The organism is Rhodococcus mengyinensis, from assembly GCF_048381435.1.
Taxonomy (GTDB): domain Bacteria; phylum Actinomycetota; class Actinomycetes; order Mycobacteriales; family Mycobacteriaceae; genus Rhodococcus_F; species Rhodococcus_F opacus_D.
The window spans coordinates 107,838-129,912 of record NZ_JBLWIT010000018.1; the positions used below are offsets into that span (position 1 = coordinate 107,838).

General features: G+C 65.6%; 17 protein-coding genes and 1 pseudogene. 8 read left to right on the forward strand and 10 right to left on the reverse strand.

Translation table 11 applies throughout. The features are described 5' to 3' along the window. Positions 1-31 precede the first annotated feature (31 nt). From ACNJ7E_RS02520 to ACNJ7E_RS02535, 4 genes are all read left to right on the forward strand, one after another. Entirely contained in the window at positions 32-826 is a 795-nt protein-coding gene (locus tag ACNJ7E_RS02520) for a hypothetical protein (RefSeq protein ID WP_072949386.1), read from the forward strand. Next, complete coding sequence (locus ACNJ7E_RS02525; protein WP_072949387.1) at positions 823-1,803, forward strand: RDD family protein; 981 nt, start codon at positions 823-825, stop codon at positions 1,801-1,803. Before ACNJ7E_RS02520 ends, ACNJ7E_RS02525 begins: the two co-directional genes overlap by 4 nt. A 71-nt stretch (positions 1,804-1,874) precedes the next feature. After that, a complete protein-coding gene (locus ACNJ7E_RS02530; RefSeq protein ID WP_072949389.1) occupies positions 1,875-2,909 on the forward strand; it encodes an ABC transporter ATP-binding protein in 1,035 nt (344 codons plus the stop codon). 175 nt (positions 2,910-3,084) lie between these two features. Continuing rightward, positions 3,085-3,738 (forward strand): TetR/AcrR family transcriptional regulator, encoded by a 654-nt coding sequence (locus tag ACNJ7E_RS02535; RefSeq protein ID WP_418339011.1) that lies wholly within the window; start codon positions 3,085-3,087, stop codon positions 3,736-3,738. 54 nt (positions 3,739-3,792) lie between these two features. Here ACNJ7E_RS02535 and ACNJ7E_RS02540 read toward each other — a convergent pair whose 3' ends face one another. Next, entirely contained in the window at positions 3,793-4,599 is an 807-nt protein-coding gene (locus ACNJ7E_RS02540) for a crotonase/enoyl-CoA hydratase family protein (protein WP_418339013.1), read from the reverse strand. Between the two features lie 258 nt (positions 4,600-4,857). Between ACNJ7E_RS02540 and ACNJ7E_RS02545 the strand changes: the two genes are divergently transcribed. Then, positions 4,858-5,694 carry a hypothetical protein gene (locus ACNJ7E_RS02545; RefSeq protein WP_418339015.1) on the forward strand — a complete coding sequence of 279 codons (837 nt, stop codon included), beginning with the start codon at positions 4,858-4,860 and terminating at the stop codon, positions 5,692-5,694. A 1,151-nt stretch (positions 5,695-6,845) separates the two neighbouring features. On the opposite strand, the gene ACNJ7E_RS02550 is transcribed toward ACNJ7E_RS02545, so the two are convergent. The 5 genes from ACNJ7E_RS02550 to ACNJ7E_RS02570 are packed head-to-tail and all read right to left on the reverse strand — an operon-like array spanning position 6,846 to position 12,157. Beyond that, on the reverse strand, positions 6,846-7,568 hold the full coding sequence (locus ACNJ7E_RS02550) for an IclR family transcriptional regulator (protein ID WP_072949396.1): 723 nt from the start codon (positions 7,566-7,568) through the stop codon (positions 6,846-6,848). A gap of 50 nt (positions 7,569-7,618) precedes the next feature. Further along, positions 7,619-8,905, reverse strand: a complete 1,287-nt coding sequence (locus ACNJ7E_RS02555) for a CaiB/BaiF CoA transferase family protein (protein ID WP_072949398.1) — start codon at positions 8,903-8,905, stop codon at positions 7,619-7,621. Then, positions 8,902-10,374, reverse strand: a complete 1,473-nt coding sequence (locus ACNJ7E_RS02560) for a tripartite tricarboxylate transporter permease (RefSeq protein ID WP_072949408.1) — start codon at positions 10,372-10,374, stop codon at positions 8,902-8,904. Before ACNJ7E_RS02560 ends, ACNJ7E_RS02555 begins: the two co-directional genes overlap by 4 nt. A 53-nt stretch (positions 10,375-10,427) precedes the next feature. Next, entirely contained in the window at positions 10,428-10,916 is a 489-nt protein-coding gene (locus ACNJ7E_RS02565) for a tripartite tricarboxylate transporter TctB family protein (RefSeq protein WP_072949399.1), read from the reverse strand. After that, entirely contained in the window at positions 10,913-12,157 is a 1,245-nt protein-coding gene (locus tag ACNJ7E_RS02570; protein WP_244163480.1) for a tripartite tricarboxylate transporter substrate binding protein, read from the reverse strand. The genes ACNJ7E_RS02565 and ACNJ7E_RS02570 overlap by 4 nt, the downstream gene beginning before the upstream one ends. 252 nt (positions 12,158-12,409) lie before the next feature. Here ACNJ7E_RS02570 and ACNJ7E_RS02575 point away from each other — a divergent pair, with 252 nt between their 5' ends. After that, entirely contained in the window at positions 12,410-13,639 is a 1,230-nt protein-coding gene (locus ACNJ7E_RS02575; protein WP_418339018.1) for a lipase family protein, read from the forward strand. A 30-nt stretch (positions 13,640-13,669) separates the two neighbouring features. On the opposite strand, the pseudogene ACNJ7E_RS02580 reads toward ACNJ7E_RS02575, so the two are convergent. The 3 genes and pseudogenes from ACNJ7E_RS02580 to ACNJ7E_RS02590 all read right to left on the reverse strand — a co-directional run. Further along, positions 13,670-14,055 (reverse strand): annotated as a pseudogene (locus ACNJ7E_RS02580) (hypothetical protein); the annotation flags it as partial. A gap of 402 nt (positions 14,056-14,457) precedes the next feature. Beyond that, positions 14,458-15,891, reverse strand: a complete 1,434-nt coding sequence (locus ACNJ7E_RS02585; RefSeq protein ID WP_143051329.1) for a hemolysin family protein — start codon at positions 15,889-15,891, stop codon at positions 14,458-14,460. A 209-nt stretch (positions 15,892-16,100) separates the two neighbouring features. Beyond that, positions 16,101-16,358: a hypothetical protein gene (locus ACNJ7E_RS02590; RefSeq protein ID WP_072949404.1), complete on the reverse strand. Its 258-nt coding sequence runs from the start codon at positions 16,356-16,358 to the stop codon at positions 16,101-16,103. A gap of 548 nt (positions 16,359-16,906) precedes the next feature. Here ACNJ7E_RS02590 and ACNJ7E_RS02595 point away from each other — a divergent pair. Beyond that, a complete protein-coding gene (locus ACNJ7E_RS02595; RefSeq protein ID WP_074933580.1) occupies positions 16,907-19,612 on the forward strand; it encodes a cation-transporting P-type ATPase in 2,706 nt (901 codons plus the stop codon). 126 nt (positions 19,613-19,738) lie between these two features. After that, a complete protein-coding gene (locus ACNJ7E_RS02600) occupies positions 19,739-20,902 on the forward strand; it encodes a PQQ-dependent sugar dehydrogenase (protein WP_072950237.1) in 1,164 nt (387 codons plus the stop codon). 117 nt (positions 20,903-21,019) lie between these two features. On the opposite strand, the gene ACNJ7E_RS02605 is transcribed toward ACNJ7E_RS02600, so the two are convergent. Continuing rightward, positions 21,020-22,075 (reverse strand): calcium:cation antiporter (locus ACNJ7E_RS02605; protein WP_418339020.1); only part of this gene is annotated, 1,056 nt, incomplete at its 5' end.

The window sequence follows — 22,075 nt, forward strand, 5'->3', positions numbered from 1 at the left end:
GCCCCGTCTCGAAACGTCCAAGGAGGCTGGGATGACGAAGACATCCACCAACACGCCACGATCGCGGATCGACGTCGACACCACGACCCTGCGCGCTCACGCAATCGAAGCCCGTGCCGCAGCGGCGGCCGCACTCGCGGCCGCCGAGCGCGCCGCGAAAGCCGCCGAACCACGTCCGCCGGACGATTCCCCCGCACCGGTCGCCGACGAGCAACCACAGCGTGCGGCCGGACGAGGTGGTGCGTTGCGCGGGCGCCGGAAGGCAGCAATGTACCGCGCCGCGGTGATGCTCCTCGCCGTGACCTCGCTCGCCGGCTCCGCCGCCGGTGTCAAGGCCTGGTGGGATCACCGTGCGGTCGAACAACGCGATTCGGCGGACCAGGCCGTGGTGCATTATGCCGAAGACGCTGTTGTGCAGCTCATCTCGACGAGCAAAGAAGACCCCGACGCCTACGTGCAACGCATCCTCGACAACGCAGCCGGCCAGTGGCATGACGACTTCGATGCCCGCAAACAGACCGTTCTCGACACCATGAAAGCCGCGGGCAACGTCACCGTAGGCCATGCCGTCGAATCCGGCATCGAGCGACGAAATGACGACGGCAGCACCACTGTTCTGGTGGCCGTTTCGGCGGACGGCAATGTACCGCTCGCCGGGCCCGGCGCCGCTGACCCCGCCACAGGCGGGGCCGGAGAACAGGCCCCACCCCCGGGCGGTGATCCCGGTATGACGGCGACGATCGAGCCACAGGAGTACCAGCTGCGCGTGGACGTCGTCGACGTCGACGGGCAACTCAAATTGTCGAAGGTGGGATTCGTCCAATGACGACACTGAACATCGATACCCAGGTGAAAGAAGAGAGCGCAGAGCCCGACCGCGACAGCGCAAGGGAGCAGGGCGCATCACTCGTGCGCCGCGCCCGCGCACTGGCAATCGACATGTGCCCGCCCGTCACCGCGGCGGCTTCCGTAGGGATGCTGTCCCACATTCTGGCGGGGCAGGTATGGGCCGTCCTGTGTTGGGGCATCGTGGCCGTGTCCGGGCTCGTCATCGTCGCCAACAGCATCATCTATCAGGGTCGCACCGGGCGAACCGCCGGCAAGTACCTCGTGGGCCTCCGCACGGTATCCACCACCACGGGAGCTCCGATCGGCGTCCTCCGTGCACTCATCCGGCTCGGGTGCCTGCCCGCCGACGGGATCCTGTTCCTGATCGGGCGGTTCTGGCCCCTCCATCGGGGACAGCGACGCACATTCGCCGACAACATCGCCGGATCAGTCGTCAGAACGTACGACACGGAGGGTCCAACCGACGGTCGGCGCCGACTCGGCATGACGGCCGCAGCGGTGATCCCACTCGGTGCCGTCCTTCTCCTCGTCCTGGTCCAATTCTTCAGCCAACGCGCCGCCGACCAGGAAATCGCGGCAGCGCACGGATCCGTGACGCAGGTTGCCTCCGACGGTGCCGTAGCGCTCCTGTCGTACAAGCCCGACACCGTCGATCAGGATCTGGACGCCGCACGCGGCGTGCTGACCGGAGACTTCCTCGAAACGTACACAAAGCTCGCGAAAGATGTGGTCGCGCCGACGGCAAAAGACAAGCAGGTAACGATGCAAGCGTCCGCGGCAGGTTCTGCTGTCGAATCGGTGTCCGCAGACCAAGCATCAGTACTCGTCTACATCAACCAGAGCACGACGACGGCAAACAGCCCCGAAACTACGCAGTCGCAGAACGCCATTCGGGTCGGCCTCACCCGCGTCGACGACACCTGGCTGATCAGCAAATTCGAACCGTTGTTCTGACAGTAGGGCAGCGGGATAGTGGCCACCGCTGCTGCAAACACCAATCCCCAGGCCGTGAGAGTGAGGAAACAATGGGTGTCGAGGTAGCGGTCACCAATCTGACGAAGTCCTTCGGATCGCAGAAGATCTGGCAGGACGTGTCGCTGACGCTTCCGCCCGGTGAGGTCAGCGCGTTGCTGGGCCCGTCGGGTACGGGTAAGTCGGTGTTCCTGAAGTCGCTGATCGGTCTGCTCCGCCCGGAGCAGGGATCGATCGTGATCGACGGCACCGACATCCTGGAGTGCTCGACCAAGGAGCTCTACGAGATCCGCAAGCTGTTCGGGGTGCTGTTCCAGGACGGTGCCCTGTTCGGGTCGATGAACCTCTACGACAACGTGGCGTTCCCGCTGCGCGAGCACACCAAGAAGAGCGAATCCGAGATCCGCACGATCGTGATGGAAAAGCTTGAACTGACCGGTCTGATCGGCGCCGAAACAAAACTGCCCGGCGAAATTTCCGGCGGCATGCGCAAGCGCGCCGGCCTGGCCCGAGCGCTGGTGCTGGACCCGCAGATCATCCTCGTCGACGAGCCGGATTCCGGTCTGGATCCGGTCCGCACCACCTACATCAGTCAGACGTTGATCGACATCAACGCCGAGATCGACGCGACGATCCTGATCGTCTCGCACAACATCAACCTCGCGCGCACCGTACCGGACAACATCGGCATGCTCTTCCGCCGCCAACTGGTGATGTTCGGTCCCCGCGAGGTGCTGCTCACCAGCGAGGAGCCGGTGGTCAAACAGTTCCTCAACGGCACCATGATCGGACCGATCGGCATGTCCGAGGAGAAGGACGACGCGCAAATGGCAGCAGAGCAGGCCATGGTCGACGCCGGTCACCACGCCGGTGGCGTCGACGACGTCGAGGGCATCGTCCCGCAGATGAAGGCCACCCCGGGCATGCCATTCCGCCAAGCCGTCGCCCGCAGGCAAGAACGGGTGCGCGAGATCATGGACACCCTGCCCTACAGTGCCCAGCTCGCGATCCAGGAGAGCTTCGAATCCACCGCACTCACCGAAGAATTTCCGGCCATCATGGCGGACGAGATGTACGCCGTCGACTAGCGCGCGGCGAATCCGATCAACCCCCGAAGAAGAGAGAGCACATGATCATCGACCTGGTAGACCCGATCCAGAATCTCGTGACCGCGATTGCGTGGTTGCTCGTCAGAGGTCACCTCCCCCCACTGTAGGAAACTGCGACAGCCCAGATCGACGGACGAGCGACACAGGCAGGACCATGGATTCACGGCGGCGAGTACCGTCAGCAGTATTCGACGAGGCAACGGCGGTACTCGACGAACCGGATTGGCGATATGTGGCGCAACCAGAATTGTCACCGATTCTTCGCGGGGCCCTGGATGCCTTCTACGAAAAGGGTTTTCGTGGTACGACGGTGCGAGATATTTCTCAACGCGCCGGCGTGACGATGCCCACGCTGTACTACTATCACGGGAACAAGGAAGGCATCTTCACGGCACTGCTCGAGAGTGCGACCAAGGATTTCCTCGCGCGCGCGTACGCCGCGCGGGACGAGGGCGGGGACAAGCCGGAGGTCCGACTGGCCTATGTGGTCGAATCGATACTTCTCCGGACCCTCATCAGCCCGCGGATGGTGGCGTTGGAGCCCGATATCCGGTTCCTCAGCGCACCGAATCGCGACCGCTTTGAGCGTGTGCGAACAGGGGTCGAACGTCTGCTGCTCGGGATCGTACGAGAGGGGCGCCGCCGGGGCCTTTTCACCGTATCGGATCCCGTGCTCACCACAAGGGCATTGCTCGACATGTGTGATGCCATTCCCCGCTGGTACGTCGAGTGTCCGCCCAAATATCAGGCCGTTGCGCAGAGATATGGTGCCATTGCATTGAACGCGGTGGGGTACAGACCGGACTAGATCGGGGCTCCGACAACCGCCCGAAGCGCGGATCAAGCGTGAATAGAACATGATTCATACCGGGTCGATGAACGAGGGGGCGCGCCCGGAGACGCCGGCAGCGACCGCGGCGACCTGATTTGGTGAACCCAGAAGTCCCAATTGAAGCCGGGATTCGAGGGCCAGCGCCTCCGCTGTGTCGCCGTTGTTCCAGCCCTCGTCGTAGAGGCGCTTGGCCGCCCGGATCGCATCTGGCGATTTCTCGGCGATGTCATCAGCCAATTCGAGTGCTGCACTGAGCGGGTCCTTGGCCGTGCGAGTAACCAATCCCAACGAACTCGCCTCCAGGCCCGATACGATTCGTCCGGTGAAAGTGAGTTCCTTCGCCACGTCGATGCGCATAACACGTGGTAAGGACTGAGTGATTGCCATGTCCGGGACCAGCCCCCACTTGACCTCCATGAGGGACAACCGGGCGTCGGGCGCAGCGATTCGGATGTCGGCGCCGAGCGCGATCTGCATACCGCCACCGAAGCAGTTTCCGGTGATCGCGGCGATCACCGGCACCGGAACTCCCGACCAGTCGTGCGCCGCGCGCTGCGCGAAATTGGCAGGTCTCCCATGCTCCCGGACGAACAGGGCGTCGATGCCTCCCGCTGAGTCAGCAATGAAACTTGAAATGTCCAAACCTGAGCAGAAGCTGCGCCCTTCGCCGTGAAGAACAACCGCTCTCACTGTGCGATCGGTAGCGAGGTGACCTGCGGCTTCGAGCAATCCCTCGAACATAGCCTTGTCCAACGCATTGTGCTTCTCGGCACGGACCATCGTGACAGTCGCTACACCGCTGTCGCTCACGCTGAGACGAATTCGTTTATCACTCATGGGGGCTGACTCTAACTCTGGGACTGTCCGGCCCGAAAGCCGTTCGCTGGCGAAGCGTTCCTTTCTCGTCGATTTTTCGCTCCCGGTCGAGATGGCCGGCAGTGTGGCTTTCCCCCGACGCCTACCCCCAAAGTGTGATTCCCGTACCCCCCTGGGGAGACGCGCGCCATGGGGTGGCGGACCTAGCCTCAAAGGATCATTGGCCTACACCGGCCAGGCAGTGGCGATTCGTACAAAGATGTTGGACTAGGAGCAGCTATGGGGCGCATGCCATCCGAGGTCATGCAGCATGAACTCGACATGATGTGGCAGAGTATTTTCACCTGGCTGAGTTGGGCCATAGTTGCCGTTATGCTGGCCATTGCCTTCCGAATGTGCGTCCGGCAGCGGACTCCCTTCTATCTGCTGGCATGCCTGGCGGCCGGTATCGCGGCCTTCGCTGAACCGCTCTACGATGTCGCTTTCGATCTCTGGTTCTACGATGTCCACAACGGCGAGCCGGGAGCGATGTACTCCCACTTCACTGCATTCGGGGTCGTTCAGCCGAACTGGTCGCATAGCGGCTACATCATCCTGTACGCGAGCGCCTGCCTCTACGCTGGCCGTCGCATGTACGAGGGAAGCCTCCGGCGCAAGCATCTGTTCCTGATCTGGGGTGCCGAGATCATCACGTCGTGCGTATTCGAGGTCATCGGTACCGGCACAAATGTTTATACCTATTACGGTCCGTACGAGTTGCGGATCTGGAACTATCCGTTGGTCATCGGCGTGCTTGAGGGAACCCAGGTAGTGCTGTTTACTGTACTGGCGGTGCAGCTCTGGCGGCGGGTGTCGACCGCGTGGGGCCTCGTCGGCCTCTTGGCGGTCTTCCCCGTCACAATGTTCGGTGCGAACTTCGGCCTCGGTGCACCAATTATCATTGCCCTACATCTCGGCGAGTCCGAGTTCTCAAGCGGAATAGTCTGGGCAGCAACCCTACTCACCATTACGTTGTGCACTCTGGCGGTGAACGGCGCGAGCAAGTTCCTTCCGCGGCCGTTTGCTACGCCCGAGCCGGATGGCGCGCCCGTTGCGAAGGCGGTCGCGGCCGCCTGAGTGTGGCTGGGGAGGGGAACCACATCGACCCAGGGCAGCGTCTGCAGCGGGATCGACCAAGAAGTTCTCCTCGAAGGCCGGCCGCAGCATCGCTAGGGCCTCCAAGATGGTGCCGGACTGGGAGTGCTCGTCGACCTCGATCTTCTTCCGGGCGGCGCCCCGATCACGACTGATCTCGTCGGAGAACGCGGCCCCCGGCGCTGGGACTCGTCCTGCTGCTGGCTCGGGCCGTAGTTGCGGGTCCACGGGCTCGGCGTGCGGCCATGTGGACGCTACCGAATGTGTCGTCGACCAATTGGCGGTCGCCGAGCTTGAAGTCGGACCGTAAGGAATGCGACGACGTCGTCGCATTCCATATGAACTGGCCGGGCAAGTCGCCGTTGATGATCGCGTTCTACCCCTCGCCAGATATGCAACTGAGGCGCCATGCACATCGAACGTTCTCGTGGTAGCCGAAGCGCAAGCTGCTCCGATGCTGGATTGGGACTGTCCGGGGTGTGTTGCCATGCTCGGAGCGGTCACATGGACCTCACTTCGACGTAACCCAGGGGTTGCCGTGGGTCGCATATTCTGGATTTACGCATCACCACTCGACCGGAGAGGCGCAAACCTGATGACGCCTGAAGTAGCCCGTAGCCGCCGATTCGATCGGCGCACGACGCCTCCCGCGGTCCGACAACTGTCCGTCACTGATATCGCCGGTGTTGTTGAAGCACTCACCGGCCAGAGGCTACTGCCACGCGAGGGTGCAGAGACCGACTATCGCTTGATGTGATGCTCCACGCTCGACGACTTCGATGATAGGCACCTTCACCGACCGGTGGCGATGGTGAGATCAGCGGTTTCGGGGAGCAGTGTGAGCGCAGGCTGGGGAAAGGTCGCGGCGCTCGATCACTCGCGGGTTGGACTGGCCGGATTCAACGGGCATCCCTCCTATAGAGCGATGGGTGCAGGTCCACTCGGCGCCGCGGAGAATGCGCGACGCCACCGCCCGAATTGGTTCAAGCTACGGGCTTGGTGCGCCGCATCCGGCCGGACTGGACGGAGACCGGTTCCGATCGTCGCCAGTCCGGATCCCACCAGTGCCGACGCCACCAGCTGTGGGTGATGTAGGCAGGCGGCGGTGCTGTAGTACTCGGGAAGTTCGCGGCTCACCGGAGTAGCAACTTGGCGATACTGTTGGCGGCGTAAGTTGTGGCGGACGCCAGCTCGTCCAATCGGCTTTCGATGCGTCGGCTGGGCCCGCCGATGGCCAGGCATGCCGCGAGACTCTTACCAACAACAATGCCTGAGGCGACGGCGCTGAGGTCGGGGAAGGTGTCACCGTGGTTGAAGGCAACGCCGGTGGCCCGGGCTTCGATGATTTCGGCGCGCAAGCCCTCTTGCTTCGACGGGTGAATGTGCTCGCCGATGTAGAGGTCGATCTGCTCGTCATCACGCTGGGCGAGGTAGAGCTTCTCGATGGACGACGGGTGGTCGCTGGGAGGACGAACTCGTGGCGGGGAATACCTCACAACTTGATTGGACTCCACATTGTGCAGATAGATGAGGGTCTCACCGACCACGCGACCCAACATGACCGTCTCGTCGAACTGCCGCACAAGGTCGTCCATGAAGGGCTGCGCGATCGGCACGATCGACGGGCTGTCGACAGCGGCGAGGGCGCCGATAGACGGGCCGGTACGGTAGCGCGACCCGTCGTATGTGAGATAGCCGCGGAAGACCAGCGCTTTGAGCAGTGGGTGGAGTGATGACTTGGCGGCTCCCATCTGGTGTGCCAGCTCGCCCAGAGTAATTCCGTCCTTGGACGCCGCCGCGAGTTCCAGCGCGTGCAGCGCCCGGGAGACTGCTCGGTGTCCCTCGCTGTCGGCCATACCCACCCCTCCTGTGTCATCCTGTCGGGCCCGTGATTTAGACGGCGAGTCTATCTGTCCCCTGCGGGAGCGGACGCTCCAGCAAACAGGTCGGCGTCGGCGGTCGCCACGATTCCGCGGCGAAGGAAATCGTCAATCTTCTTCTCGTCGTGGCCGAGCTCGGCAAGCAGTTGCCGCGAGTGCTGCCCCAGGGCCGGTACCGGGCGCACCGGGTACTCCTTACCGCGCTCGGTGATCACCTGGCGCAGGGTCGGCACAGGCCCGACGGGCGTGGGTGTTTCGACCCACCGGCCCCGCTCCACCAACTGCGGGTGCTCGGCCACCACCGCGAGATCGTTGACGCGGGCGCAGGCGATCCCTATCTGATCGAGCAGCTCGGTGAGCTCGCCGGCGGTTAATCTCCGGCACGTGTCGGCGACCAGCGCGTCGACCTCGTCGCGGCGCCCTGCCCGGGCCACGTTGGTGGCGTACCGCTGGTCGGAGACCAGGTCCCGGCGTCCCATCACGTGCTCGGCGAAGCGCGCCCACTCGCGGTCGTTCTGGATGCCGATGACCACCGGGGTGTCTTGTGTGGCGTACTCGCCGTAGGGCACCAGCGAGGGGTGGCCGAGGCTGATCCGCTCGGCTGGGCTGCCGTGGTGCTGGGCGTAGTAGATGTGGTTGGCGATGAAGTCGGTCATTGCGTCGATCATCGCGACGTCGACCACGGTTCCCGATCCGGTGCGCTCGCGTTGGAACAGGCCCATCATCGCCGCCGAGGTCATGTACATGCCGCTGGCGACGTCGGCGGCCGAGAAGCCGGGTTTGACCATCAGGTCCTTGGTGCCGGTGACGGCTACGGCTCCGGACTCCGCTTGTACCAGGGCATCGTAGGCACGCTTGCCGGCATAGGGGCCTGGCGTGCCATACCCGGAGTTGGACACCACGATCAGGCGCGGGTTGTGGTGGGTCAGCTCGTCGGCACCCAGGCCGAGCCGCTCGACGGCCCCGGGGCTCATGTTCTGCATGAAGACGTCGGCGGACGCGAGTAACTCCAGCATGATTTGGCGGCCCTCGGGCGATTTGAGGTCGAGCGCCAGTGATTCCTTGCCGCGGCCCGTCCACAGGAACACACTGGACATCTCGCCGGCCACGGCGGCGTCGTATCCGCGGGCGAAGTCGCCACCGTCGATTCGCTCGACCTTGATCACCCGCGCCCCGAGATCGGCGAGCTGCCGGGTGGCGATGGGTACGGCGACGGCATGCTCGAGTGCGACGACGGTGACGCCTGTCAGCGGTAGATTCTCTTGCTTCGCCTGTGTGGTGGGAATGGTGGTAGTGGAAACAGTCTGGGTCATTGGGTTGCCTTTTCGGGTTGGCGGTCGGTTACATGTCGGGTACGGCGCGCGCGCAAGGAACGCGCGGCCATCACCCCGATGAACACGACCGCGAAGGCCAGCATGGTGCCGGAGATCGGTCGGGTGACGAAGACGGTGACGTCGCCGCCGCTGATGAGCAGCGTTTGGCGAATGGCGGGCTCGAGCAGCACTCCGAGAACGAAGGCGAGCACCAGCGGGCCGGGCTCGAAGCCGAGCTTGCGCATGGCGTACCCGAGGACACCGAAGACGAGCACCACCCACAGGTCGAAGATGCTGTTGTTGATGCTGAAGACCCCGAGCATGGTGACCACGACGGCGAGGGCGACGAGGATCGCGACGCGTACGTCGAGAATTCGGATGAATACCCGCACCAGCGGCAGATTCAGCACCAGCAGAATCACGTTGCCGACGACCATCGAGGCGATTACTCCCCAGAAGATGTCGGGGTGCTCGTTCATCAGCTGAGGCCCGGGGGTCACGCCCTGAATGAGCAACGCGCCCAGAATCAATGCGAGCACGGGGTTCGGTGGCAGGCCCAGGGTGAGCAAGGGGATGAAGGACGACTGCGAACCCGCGTTGTTGGCGGTCTCGGGGCCGGCGACGCCCTCGATGGCGCCGCGGCCGAAGCGTTCCGGATTCTTCGACCGCCGCTTCTCTGTCGCGTACGACGCGAGCGAGGCCACCATGCCACCACCACCGGGTACCAGCCCGAGAACGAACCCGATCAGGCTGCCACGGGCGATCGGTCCCCTGGACTGGCGCAGCTCGGCTCGCGACGGGAGCACATGGCCGACACGGGCGACGGTGCCGGCAGGCTGGCGCGAGCGCTCGAGGGTGTACAACAGCTCGCCGAGCCCGAAGAGCCCCATAGCGACCGCGACGAAGTCCAGTCCGTTGAGCAACTCGAGGCTGTCGAACGTGAAGCGCGCACTGCCCTCGATCGAATCCTGCCCCACGGTGGCCAGCAGCAGCCCGCAGAAGGCCATTAACAGGGCCGCCGCGAAGCGCCGCGACGCGAGATACGCCGCCAACACAATGCCCAGAAGCGCCACGACAGCGAACTCGGGCGGCCCGAACTTCAGCGCGAAGGAGGCCAGGACCGGCGCCAGCAGCACAAGACCGACGACGGCGACCAAGCCGCCGACGAAGGACCCGATCGCGGCGATGCCGAGGGCAGGCCCGGCCCGCCCTTGGCGGGCCATCTGGTAGCCGTCGAACGTCGTCACCACGGACGCCGCCTCACCGGGGAGGCGGAGCAACACGGAGGTGATCGTGCCGCCGTACATTGAACCGTAATAGATGCCCGCCAGTAGAATCACAGCCGTCGCGGGCTCGAGGCTGTAGGTGAGCGGCAGCAGGAGCGCGATCGTTGCCGTGGGACCGAGGCCCGGGATCACGCCGATGACCATGCCCGCCAGCACACCTAGCAGAACGAAAAGCAAATTCATTGGAGTCAGCGTCGTCTCGACGCCGGTGATAATGCCGGAGAAATCCACGAGACTTACCTTCCGGGGGCCAGCGGCCCGATTGGGAACGGTACGCCGAGCAATTCGACGAAGACGATCTGCAGTGCGACGACTCCCAGTGCCGCGGTGACCAGCGTGAGTCGCCACGACTCACCGAAGAGCCGGAGCCACACCACGAGTAGCGCGAAAGCCGGTACGGGCATGCCCACCAGCGGAAGCATCACCACGAAGAATGCGACGGAGGCGATGGCGGCAGCCACCCGAGCGAGGTCGCTGATCATGACCTTCTCGCAACGCTCGACCCCGGTAATGAACAACCAGGCGCTCGTAACGAGCACGCCCACCGAGGTCAGCAGGGGCCAAGCTCCGGGGCCCGGCTCGGTCAGGTCACCGAGACCGAGACGCACCGATTCGATTGTCGCCAATACGCCGAGAACGGTCAGGACCGCGGGGGCGAGGCGTCTATTCTCCACAACCCTCTCGTTCTTCTCGGCGGACTCCTCGACAACTAGCGTGTCGCTCACTTCTGGACCGCCTCTCGCCATTGGGTTTCGGCCGAGTTGATCTCTGCACGAATCGTTTCGGGGCCTGGGTCGTCGTCGCGCACGAATTCCTCTCCCAGCACGTCGGCAGTCGTCGGGTCTTTCAGGCACGATCCCATGGCCTGCGCCAAAGTGGTTTTCACCTCACCGTCGATCCCGGCCGGGGAGAGCAGGGTGACGTTGACTGTCGAGTCAGGTAGGTCGCCGTATCCCAACTCGGTGAATGTCGGTACCTCGGGCAGGAATTCGATCCGCTCGTCGGCCCCCGTGACCAGGGCTCGCAGATTTCCCGATTCGATCTGCTTGAGCAGCGTCGGCGACGTACTCAGGTAGGCACTGTCAACGTTTCCGCCCAGCACCGCGGCCGCGGACTGATCGTTGCTGACGAAGGGGACGTTGGTAAAACGAGGGCCCCCGGCCTCGGTGACACCGTTGATAGCGAGGGCGAAGATGCCCATCGAGCCTGGCATGGCGACCGAGAACGTACCGTCCTTCCGCTGGGCTGCCTCCAGCACCTCCTCCCCGTTGCGATACGGGCTGTCGCCCTTCACCACCAGCACCGAGGGGGCAAGCGTGATACCGGAAATCGGATCGAAGCTGGATCCGTCGTACTGAGCGCCATCGGTAACCAGTGGTACCAGTGCCGCGGTCGACAACGACACCACCGAGAGTGTGTATCCGTCCGGCTCGGCGTTGGCGACCCTCGTCATCCCGATCGCTCCGCCACCACCGTCCTGATTCTCGACGATAAACGTCCCACCCAATTCGTCCTCCATACATTTCGCCGCGACACGGGCGGTGGTGTCAGAGATTCCGCCGGCGGCAAACGGTGTGATGATCCGCACTGTCCCGGATGGGTAGTACCCAGCGGTGGACTTCGGCATCTCGGCGCATCCGACGGTCGCAAGTCCGGCAGCGACAAGCAGTGCGGTTATTCGGGACATCCCGGCCATCAGCATCACGTTCCTATATACGAATGGTGCATACTCATATTGGAATGGACGATAGGTGTCGACAGGGGTGATGTCAATCACAATCGGTGCGATGTGCGATTTCTTCGAGCCGCCATGAGTGACCGGACGGCACTTTGCGCTTTCGAAAGCAGTGCCGCACACGACCCGGGCGAGTGGGGGAATTGCCCAGCGGCAAGGATGTGGCGTCGACGCGCGCCGGGGGCAAGGGCGCACCGCGTTGGTTTCCGCCGGCATCAGCTTGCCGATCACGATCGTCTGCGAAGTTCACCTCACGCGCAGATCGTGCTTGCGGGTGGCGAAATACCTTCCAGATCCGCCCGTGCGTCGACTTCGATGCGCGGTACAGGGGGACGTCGGCTCCCACGGTCAGTGTTGGGCGTTGCGCGACTGCAATTTCGGGTGTGCTGAGGTCATCTGTTCGACCCGCTCAACGGTGTTGCGATCTGGGAACGGATCCGGGCAGATAAATGATGCTTTCGGTCGTACCATTTGGGTAGTAATATGATTTCCATGCGAATGGCGGCGTGGCTCGTCTGTCTTGCCATGGTGACGTTCTCGAGCGCTGGCTTGGTGGCGGTCGCCGCTCCTGCGCTGGCCGAGATACCGGCACCATCCGAGGACCCGTTCTATCAAGCTCCGACCGGCTACGAGTCGCAGCTTGAGGGGACGATCCTGCGGTCGCGGCCGGTGACCGCGACGGCGCTAAGTGTGCCCCTTCCGGTCGATTCGTGGCAGCTGCTGTACAAGTCGCTCGACTCCCACCGCGAACCGGTGGCCGACGTCGCCACGATTCTGGTCCCTAGAACACCGTGGACGGACGCCGGCCATCGGCCCCTGGTCTCCTATCAGACCGCGGAGGACAGCCTCGGATCCCGGTGCGCTCCGTCGTATGCACTCACGGCGGGCCTCGGGGCCGCGACCTCGAACGCCGCATCGGAGTCACTGATGATCGCGCACCTGCTGTCCCGTGGATGGGCGGTCGTCACCGCGGACTACGAGGGGCCGGAGTCCGAGTTCCTCGCCGGCCCGCAAGCCGGCTTCGCGGTTCTCGACGGGATCCGCGCCGCTCAGCATTTCGAACCAGCCCGGCTGAACACGCAGTCGCCGACGGGTCTGTGGGGATACTCCGGCGGCGCCTTCGCCACGGCGTGGGCCGCCGAACTTCAGCAGTCCCACGCTCCCGAGCTGGGTCTGAACGGTATTGCACTGGGCGGGTTACCCGCCGACCTTGAGGCGACCATGCGGAACGTCGATGGTGGGTACGGTTTCGGACTGACCTTCGGCGGAGTGACCGGTATCGATCGGGCATACCCCGAGAAGCAGATGAGCGAACTCTTCACCGCTGAGGGCAGAGCGGCCATGCACGCGACCGGTGCTGCGTGCACCGTCGATCTGATCGCGACCTATGCGTTTCGGTCGTTGCACGACTTCACGATCGACCCTCGACCGTTCGACCATCCGGCGCTGCGTTCGGCACTCGCTGAGAACAGCCCTACCGCAGTAGAAGTCAGCGCACCGATCTACAGCTATCACGCGGACGGGGACGAGCTGGTACCCGTCGCAGTCCACGACGCATTCGTCCGGCAATACTGCGCTGCCGGGAGTACCGTCGAGATCGTCCGCTACCCCGGCGGAAGCCACAACACGATGCTGATCTCCGGGGCCTCGGGAGCGATCGATTTTCTCGCAGCACGATTCGCCGATACGCCTGCCGTCGACGACTGCCACTGACGGCAGTCAGCAGAGCTAGGACACGGGACAGCGGTCCGCGTGCAGGTAGTCAGCGTCATGGACGGACGAAGTCCGACTCGTCCTCCCCGAACAGCGTCACCCCAGTGGTGCAGTATGCCCTTGTCACAGATCGCCAGGTCGAACAATCCACCCCGATCTTCTGCGCGGCCGCGGCCGCGACCACGGGGAGGGAGCCGTAGGTGGTGAACACGACCACCAAGCCCCTGGCGCGTTTGCGGTGCCCCATCTCCGCAGCGAGCTTGACCGGATCGGTGGTGACCGGGATCGCGACATCGTAAATGCACCACGGCCTCGACCGAGCGGGACACCTTGGTGTCCGAGCGCACCGCGAACGCGCGCAGGTCCATCGGGGTCTGTGCCGTCCACTTCCGCAACGTTTGCGACAGCACCGAGATCTACCGCCGGCCATTGTCAGCTTGCCGCGTTCGTTCTAGATCCAGACGGCTTCTGTCGCCCATGCTGGTGGGCAACCCATCTCAGATTCGGACCGGTTCATTGCGGCGAGCGGGGTTCCGTCACTCCGCACAGCGACGTAGCTCTGTGTGGAGTCACGTCTGCCCCAACTGTGGAACCGGTGTTCGACGACCCCGTCCGCGCGGACCGGACATGACGAAATCGGTTTCTGCCGTTCTGTCGTGCGCAGTCGGCGCAGGCGAGGATTGCCTGAGCGCGGAGACGAGGTAACGACGTGCAGCAGCACGTCGGTTCCGGGGAGCGAAGCGGATGGTCGACGATCACTGGCAAGGACGGCAGGCTCGGCATTGGAGGCTGTCGATTCCAGCACCCACCTTCACTTCCTACGAGGTGACGGTGTTCGGCTGCCATCTCGCCCCGCGCCCATGCGCGTTGGGCTCATCGTGGGAGTATCTTCCCGGGCCGTCGCCGCGAGCCCGGATCGCCTGATCAGCCCTGATTGTGGTCGAGCGCGGCACGGCCGGTGGCGGTGCGCCGCGGATCCGATGCCCGGTGGTGACCCGGATGCGGGAGATCCGGCGACCGTCGAGGGCGCTGACGGTGAGAATGTGGCCGTCGAAGGTGATGCTGTCACCGAGCTGGGGGACGCGCTGGAGTCGGTGGAGCAGGAAGCCGGCGACCGTCTCGTAGGGGCCGTCGGGCAGCGCGATGCCGGTCGCCTCCTCGAAATCTTCGACGATCAGTAGCCCGTCGACGGGCCGGTGAGGCGGCAGCGGTGACGGTTCGGCGGCGGTGGGGTTGTCGTACTCGTCGCCGATCTCGCCGACGATTTCTTCCACAATGTCCTCGAGGGTGGCAATGCCTGCGGTGCCGCCGTATTCGTCGACGACGATCGTCATCTGACGATTGTTCTGCCGCATGTCCGCCAGTGCTGCCAGCGCCGGTTTCGAGGCGGGCAGTTGCAGGACCGGCCGACACACGTCGGCCACGGTGATGACCTCGGACTGGTCGGCGCGGAGCAGGTCACGGAGGTGGACGAATCCGACGACGTCGTCGAAGGACGACCCGATGACGGGGTATCGGCTGTGTCCCCACTCGAGCGCCTGCCGCCCGGCCTGTGCCACCGGGGTGTCGGCGGACAGGAACCGGACGTCGGTCCGCGGGCGCATGACCTCGGACAGGGAGCGTTGGCCGGCGTCGAAGACCTCCGAGTGGATGCGGCGCTCGTTCTCGGCGATTGCGGTATGCCCGATGACGAGGTCGCGCAACTCGTCGTGGGTGATCGCCTCGTTCGTGGTCCTCGGGTCGCCGCCCAGGATGCGGACCAGCAGGTCGGTGGAGGCCGACAGCAACCAGATGACCGGACGCATCACCGAGGCGAAGCGGTCCAGCGCGGGCGCGGTCAGCAGCGAGACTCCGGTCGCACGTTGCAGGGCAATGCGTTTGGGGGCAAGTTCGCCGAGGATCAGGGACAGGTAGGCGATCGTCAGGGTGGTGCCGACCAGCGCGGTGGCCGAGGCAGGCCCGGTCGGCATCCCCCACGACTCCAGGGTCGGCGCCAGGGCGGGCGCGATGGTGGAGGCGCCGTAGGCGGCCGACAGGAACCCTGCCACCGTGACGCCGATCTGCACCGCGGACAGGAACCGGTTCGGGTCGCGGGCCAGGGCGGCGGTCCGCATCCCGCGGCCACCGCGGCGCTCGAGGCGCCGGATCTGGCCCTCGCGCAGCGACACCAACGCGATCTCGGTGGCCGCGAACACGCCGCCGACCAGCACGAAGAACAGCACCAGTCCGGCATTGGCTACCGTGTCGTTCATCGCAGCCGCCTACCTCGAAGCGGCCGGGGTCTGTGACGGTGACCCATGGTCCTTTCACCTCGGAGGCGATGTGGATCTGCGGTGACCTTCAGTGTAGCCAAATCGGGCAAATCGGACATTAGGGCTTGGTGGTCGGCGCCGGCGGAAAGGGGACGCACCCGCTGCGCGGGCGAGCCGGCGACGGTTCCTGTAAGGATTGGTTCGGCTGGTCAGAGTGAGTCGACCAAGTGGAGTACGGACAGGGGTAGTGCAGGAATCGCTAAACCGGCGCTGAAGGATGCTGCCCGTGCACGGGCGCGGCGGAACCGGTTGGTGTGGAAGGCGAGGAGTCCGGCGAAGGTGATGAGAGTCGCGGCAACGAGAACACGGATCGGCGAGATCAGGAGCACCGCGACACATCCGCAGACGAATGCGGCCGTCACCCACCAGGGTTGCAGGTCGTGGATCTCGATGGCCCTGGTCTTCATCGCACTCCTGTCACCCGTTTCAGGCTGGGTCGTACCGGAACCGGGCCGTGTTCACTGTGCCCCCTGCAGACGGGTGATCGCTCGGCCGCACGGGGTCACAGTGTGAGCTGAGGATCTGTCCATCGGCCCGCGCCCCGCGTCTCCGGTCCCTTCGGGTGACCGTCGGCTTCCTCTATGGTCAGCCTTGCGTTGGAGTCAACCCGGCGTCAATCGGTGGGGGCACCCCTTTGCGCCGGATCGCGGGTGCCGTCGTCAACCCTGCTACATGTTCGGCACCCCGAGAAATGGGTGTCGGACCCGATTGTGCCGGTGCGTTCGTGTGGGTGACGATGAACCCGTCCACCCGCGAGCGGTCGCCGATCAGCCCGGGCCAGTCACCCACAGGAGCGTTGCACAACCCCACCAGCGGTGTGAGAGTCACAGGGATTCGACGCGAGGCCGCAACCGCGGTTCCGCCCATGAATCCGTGATAGATGCAGCAGCGCAACAGGACTGGCCTGAGGAGCCGGTATGCGACGGGTCACCCCACCGAAAATGAGGTGCAGGCAATGGATCCCCCATGGCATGCGTTGGAAGCGCCGGGGACGCTGGACCTGCTCGATTCGACACCAACCGGTCTGACCTCGGAGGAAGCCGCCCGGCGCTTGGCCGTCCACGGCCCCAACACGCTGCCTGCCGGGCGCAGTGACCGGTGGTGGTGGCGGCTGCTGCGGCAGTTCCACAACGTGCTGCTGTACGTCATGATGACTGCCGCGGCAATCACCGCATTCCTCGCACACTGGGTGGACACTGCCGTACTGCTCGGGGCGGTGGTGATCAACGCGATCCTCGGCTTCATCCAGGAGGGACGAGCCGAATCCGCGCTCGAGTCGATCCGCGCAATGCTCTCTCCCCGGGCTCGTGTGCACCGGGACGGGCGGATCGTGGAGATCCTCGCCGCCGACCTCGTTCCCGGGGATGTGGTCCGCCTGGTCTCGGGGGACCGGGTGCCGGCCGATGTGCGGTTGATCCGGGTGCGCGAACTCCGCATCGACGAGGCCGCGCTCACCGGGGAGTCAGTGCCCGTCGACAAGACCTCGAACCCGGTGGACCGCGACACCGAACTGGCCGACCGCCGATCCACCGCCTACGCCGGCACGGTGGCCGTATTCGGACAAGGCGACGGCGTCATCACCGCCACCGGGGCGGGCACCGAACTGGGCCGGATCAATGCGCTGCTTGCGGGCATCGCCAAGACCACCACCCCGCTGTTGCGGCAGATCGACCGGTTCGGCCGGTGGCTGGCCGTCGTGATCCTCACCGCCGCCGCGGGCACATTCCTCCTCGGGATCGTCTGGCGCGGCGAATCACCCTCCGAGATGTTCACTCTCGTCGTCGCTCTCGCCGCCTCCGCCATCCCCGAAGGGCTGCCCGCGATCATGACGGTGACCCTGTCGCTGGGCGTGCTGCGGATGGCGCGGCGCAACGCGGTGATCCGCCGGCTGCCGGCGGTGGAGACCCTCGGGTCGGTGACGGTGATCTGCTCGGACAAGACCGGCACACTGACCCGCAACGAGATGACCGTGCAGAAGGTGGTCATCGCGCACCGCACCATCGACGTCGGCGGGGTCGGATACGCCCCGGTCGGCAACCTCACCGAAGACGACGGGGTCGTCATCGACCCGGACACCGACCCGGCCCTGCAGGTGGCAGTGCGGGCCGGAGTGCTGTGCAACGACGCCACGCTCTATGAGGCCGACGACGTGTGGGAAATCGACGGCGACCCGACCGAGGCTGCGCTGCTGGTCCTCGGTGTCAAGGCCGGGCTGTCCCGGGCGGCCGCGGACGCGTCGTGGCCCCGGCTCGACGCGGTTCCGTTCGAATCCGAGCGGCGCTTCATGGCAACCCTGCATCCCGGCGACACCGCGGGGGATGAGCGGATCTACCTCAAGGGCGCCCCCGAGCGGGTCCTCGCGGCGTGCACGCATCACCTCGACGCCGGCGAAGCGGTCCGCATCGACCACACCCACTGGCCGCGGCGCGCCACCGAGACCGCGGCGCAGGGACTGCGGGTTCTGGCCCTCGCCTACCGGGACCGCCCCTCCACGGACGGCATCCTCGACGCCGCCGACGCCGAGGACGGATTCACCCTGCTTGCGCTGGTGGGAATCATCGACCCCCCGCGGCAGGAAGCGATCGACGCGGTGCGGGACTGCCACCGGGCCGGCATCACCGTCAAGATGATCACCGGCGACCACGCCGACACCGCCGCGGAGATCGGGGCGCAAATGGGCCTCGGCACCGGTACGCGGCCCGTGACCGGTGCGCAGATCGACGAACTCGATGACCCGGCACTGCGCCGCGTCGTCGCCGAGACCGACGTCTTCGCCCGCGCCAGCCCCGAACACAAGCTGCGATTGGTGCGGGCCCTCCAAGACGGTGGACAGGTCGTCGCCATGACCGGGGACGGGGTCAACGACTCCCCGGCCCTGACCCGCGCCGACGTCGGGGTGGCGATGGGCCGCACCGGCACCGAGGCCGCCAAGGAGGCCTCGGACATGGTGCTGGTCGACGACAACTTCGCGACGATCGCCGCCGCGGTCCGCGAAGGACGCGGCGTCTACGACAACCTCAAGAAGTTCGTGCTGTTCATGCTGCCCACCAACGGCGGCGAAGCGTTGGTGGTGATCGCGGCGATCCTGTTCCAACTGACGTTGCCGCTGACGCCGGCGCAGGTGTTGTGGATCAACCTGGCCACGGTCAGCACGCTCGGGTTGGCGTTGGCGTTCGAGCCCACCGAACCCTCCGTGATGCGGCGTCCGCCCCGCCCCCCGACCGAGTCGCTGCTGTCCGGGTTCTTTGTCTGGCGGGTGGCCCTGGTGTCGGTGCTCATGATGTCCGGTGCGCTCGGGTTGTTCCTGTGGGAACTCGAATCCGGCACCACCGTCGAGGTGGCCCGCACCATCGCGGTCAATGCGATCGTGGTGACCGAGATGTTCTACCTGATCAACAGCCGGCACATCAGAGCATCGGTTCTGAACCGGGAAGGGCTGTTCGGCAACAGATACGTGCTCGGCGCGATCACCGCGTGCATCGTGCTGCAGGTGCTGTTCACCTACGCCCCGTTCATGCAGGCAATCTTCGGCTCGTCCGGGCTCACGGCGACCGAATGGGTCAAGGTCCTCGGCGTGGGACTCGTGGTGTTCTTCGTCGCCGAGGCCGAAAAGTGGGTGATCCGTCGGCGACGCCGGCACACTACCGCCCACGCTGGGTGACGCAATGAAGCACCTACATGGGCTTTCCGATTCCGCAGTGCATCAACGATTTACGCCTGCAGCCCGCTGGTCGTGTCGCCTTCATGCCGACTGGAGACTCGTCCCGCACGGAAGGGAACACCGCTCATGACGACACACCCACATCGGCATCTGTTGTGGGTGGCGGCGGTGAGCGCTGCCTGCTGCACGGCCGCGACAGCATGCGGCGCACCCGCACCGGACGGTGCGCTCGCCCTTCCAGCACTGGACGTCGTCACCGAAATCGACGATCTCGACCACCCCTGGGACGTGGTCGCCGCGCCGGACGGCACCCTGCTGACCGGCGAGCGCTCCGGACGCTTCGTCGTCAAACACCCGGACGGCTCCACCGCCGTGCTGGCGGCGGATCTGCCCGACCTCGTCGTCCACCACGAACTGGGCCTGATGGGCATCGCCCTCGCCACCGACTTCGATACCACCCGCACCCTCTACACCTGCCATACCCATGCGGCGGGCGAGGTCACCGACATCCGGGTGCAATCGTGGACCGCAGACGCCCAGTGGACCGCCCTGACGCCCACCGGCGTGCTGATCGACGGCCTGCAGCTCAGCGACCGCGGCCGGCACGGCGGCTGCCGACTCCTCCCGCACCAGGACGGGACGCTGTGGATCTCCACGGGAGACGCCACCCAAGCGGCGGCGCCACAAGATCTCCACTCCTTGGGCGGCAAGGTGTTACGGATCGACGCGGCCACCGGGTCACCCCCGGCGGACAACCCCTTCCCCGACAGCGCCGTCTACACCCTCGGGCACCGCAACGTCCAAGGGCTGACAGTGCGCCCGGGCACCGGGGACATCTACTCCGTCGAGCAGGGCACCCACCGCGACGACGAGGTGAACCGACTCGTCGCCGGCGGCAACTACGGATGGAAACCGGACACCGGCGACGGGTTCTACGACGAATCCGTGCCGATGACCGACCTCGACCGCATACCCGAGGCGATCGAGGCGGTCTGGAGTTCCGGACCCGCCACCATCGCCACCGCCAGCGGCACATTCGTCACCGGCGCGCAGTGGGGGGACTGGGACGGAGCCCTCGCTGTCGGCGTCCAGAAAGGCCGCAAGGTGCTGTTTCTGCGACTCGACCCCACCGGTGCGCATGTCGTTGCCGAGGCCGCGCCACCCGAACTGGCCGGCAAATACGGCCGCATCCGCACGGTCGCCGCCCAGCCCGACGGGTCGCTGCTCGTCACCACCGACAACGGCGACGGTGACCAGGTGCTCCGCGTGACGCCCGCGGCCGGACGGTGAAGCTCCCACCCTCCGACCCGAAACGACGGGCGGGTTCGCCCGCCGGGTCCCAGCACACTTACCTCGATTCACCGGCACGCCGTCGGCGCAGGCCGGCGGTCGGGCCGCCGAATTCCATCACATCGGCACCTCCGATCCCGGATACGGGTGAATGCACAGGACCACATAGGCAGTGAGCAGCGCCAGGTGAAGTCCGCCGTGTAGCCGGGTAGCGCGGCCGGGGACCACCGTCAGGACAGCCACCACCACGGTGAGGGCGAGGAGCACGAGTTGCGTCGGGCCGAGGCCGAGCAGGAGCGGTCCGTCCAGCCAGATCGAGGCGACCGCGACCGCGGGAATGGTCAATCCGATGCTGGCCATCGCCGATCCGAGTGCCAGATTCAGGCTGGCCTGAACCTGGTTTCTTTGTGCTGCCCGCACGGCGGTGAGGGTGTTCGGCGCCAGCACGAGGAGGGCGATGACGACGCCGACCAGTGATTGCGGCAGTGCGCCGTCCCTGACTGCGCCCTCGATCCCGCGGGCCCCGACCTTCGCCAACCCCACGACCGCGCCCCACGCCACCACCAGCAGGATCAGGCTCAGCCCGGCCATCGCAGCCGACGGTCGTCGGGGACTCCGTCCGATCTCGGTGGGCGGATTCTCCGCGACGGCCGCGGGGAAGACATGGCGATGGGATCCGGTCTGGGTCAGGGCGAACATCTCGTACAGCAGGAGCGAGGCCACCGCGGCGAAAGCGAGTTGGGTCGGGGGGAATTGGGTACTGGGTGGGCTGCTGGTGAACGTGGGCAGCACCAGGGCAAGGGTGATGAGCGAGACGATGGTTGCGAGGGCGGCGCCGGTACCCTTGGCGCTGAACAGCACGGCCCCATGGCGCCCTGCGCCGACGAACAGGGCGAGCCCGACGATGCCGTTGAGGGTGATCATCACGGCGGCGAAGACGGTGTCTCGTGCGAGGGACGCCGTCGAGGGGCCACCGGAGATCATCAGGACCACGATCAGCCCCACCTGGATGACCGTGACCGCGACGGCAAAGATCAGGGACCCGAACGGCTCGCCGACCCGGCGGGCGAGCACCTGCGCATGATGGACCGCCGCCAGGACCGCGCCGATCAGCGCCAGCGCCACCGCGAGCACCAGCACGGGTCCGAGGTCGCGTCCCCAGGTGACGGCGAG

Excerpts from the sequence above, each read along its gene's own strand:
- ACNJ7E_RS02550 (WP_072949396.1), bottom strand. The coding sequence starts at position 7,568 with ATGGCCGACAGCGAGGGACACCGAGCAGTCTCCCGGGCGCTGCACGCG.
- ACNJ7E_RS02575 (WP_418339018.1), top strand. The coding sequence starts at position 12,410 with ATGATTTCCATGCGAATGGCGGCGTGGCTCGTCTGTCTTGCCATGGTG.
- ACNJ7E_RS02535 (WP_418339011.1), top strand. The coding sequence starts at position 3,085 with ATGGATTCACGGCGGCGAGTACCGTCAGCAGTATTCGACGAGGCAACG.
- ACNJ7E_RS02540 (WP_418339013.1), bottom strand. The coding sequence starts at position 4,599 with ATGAGTGATAAACGAATTCGTCTCAGCGTGAGCGACAGCGGTGTAGCG.
- ACNJ7E_RS02595 (WP_074933580.1), top strand. The coding sequence starts at position 16,907 with ATGGATCCCCCATGGCATGCGTTGGAAGCGCCGGGGACGCTGGACCTG.
- ACNJ7E_RS02525 (WP_072949387.1), top strand. The coding sequence starts at position 823 with ATGACGACACTGAACATCGATACCCAGGTGAAAGAAGAGAGCGCAGAG.
- ACNJ7E_RS02560 (WP_072949408.1), bottom strand. The coding sequence starts at position 10,374 with ATGAATTTGCTTTTCGTTCTGCTAGGTGTGCTGGCGGGCATGGTCATC.
- ACNJ7E_RS02530 (WP_072949389.1), top strand. The coding sequence starts at position 1,875 with ATGGGTGTCGAGGTAGCGGTCACCAATCTGACGAAGTCCTTCGGATCG.
- ACNJ7E_RS02520 (WP_072949386.1), top strand. The coding sequence starts at position 32 with ATGACGAAGACATCCACCAACACGCCACGATCGCGGATCGACGTCGAC.
- ACNJ7E_RS02600 (WP_072950237.1), top strand. The coding sequence starts at position 19,739 with ATGACGACACACCCACATCGGCATCTGTTGTGGGTGGCGGCGGTGAGC.
- ACNJ7E_RS02545 (WP_418339015.1), top strand. The coding sequence starts at position 4,858 with ATGGGGCGCATGCCATCCGAGGTCATGCAGCATGAACTCGACATGATG.
- ACNJ7E_RS02590 (WP_072949404.1), bottom strand. The coding sequence starts at position 16,358 with ATGAAGACCAGGGCCATCGAGATCCACGACCTGCAACCCTGGTGGGTG.
- ACNJ7E_RS02585 (WP_143051329.1), bottom strand. The coding sequence starts at position 15,891 with ATGAACGACACGGTAGCCAATGCCGGACTGGTGCTGTTCTTCGTGCTG.
- ACNJ7E_RS02555 (WP_072949398.1), bottom strand. The coding sequence starts at position 8,905 with ATGACCCAGACTGTTTCCACTACCACCATTCCCACCACACAGGCGAAG.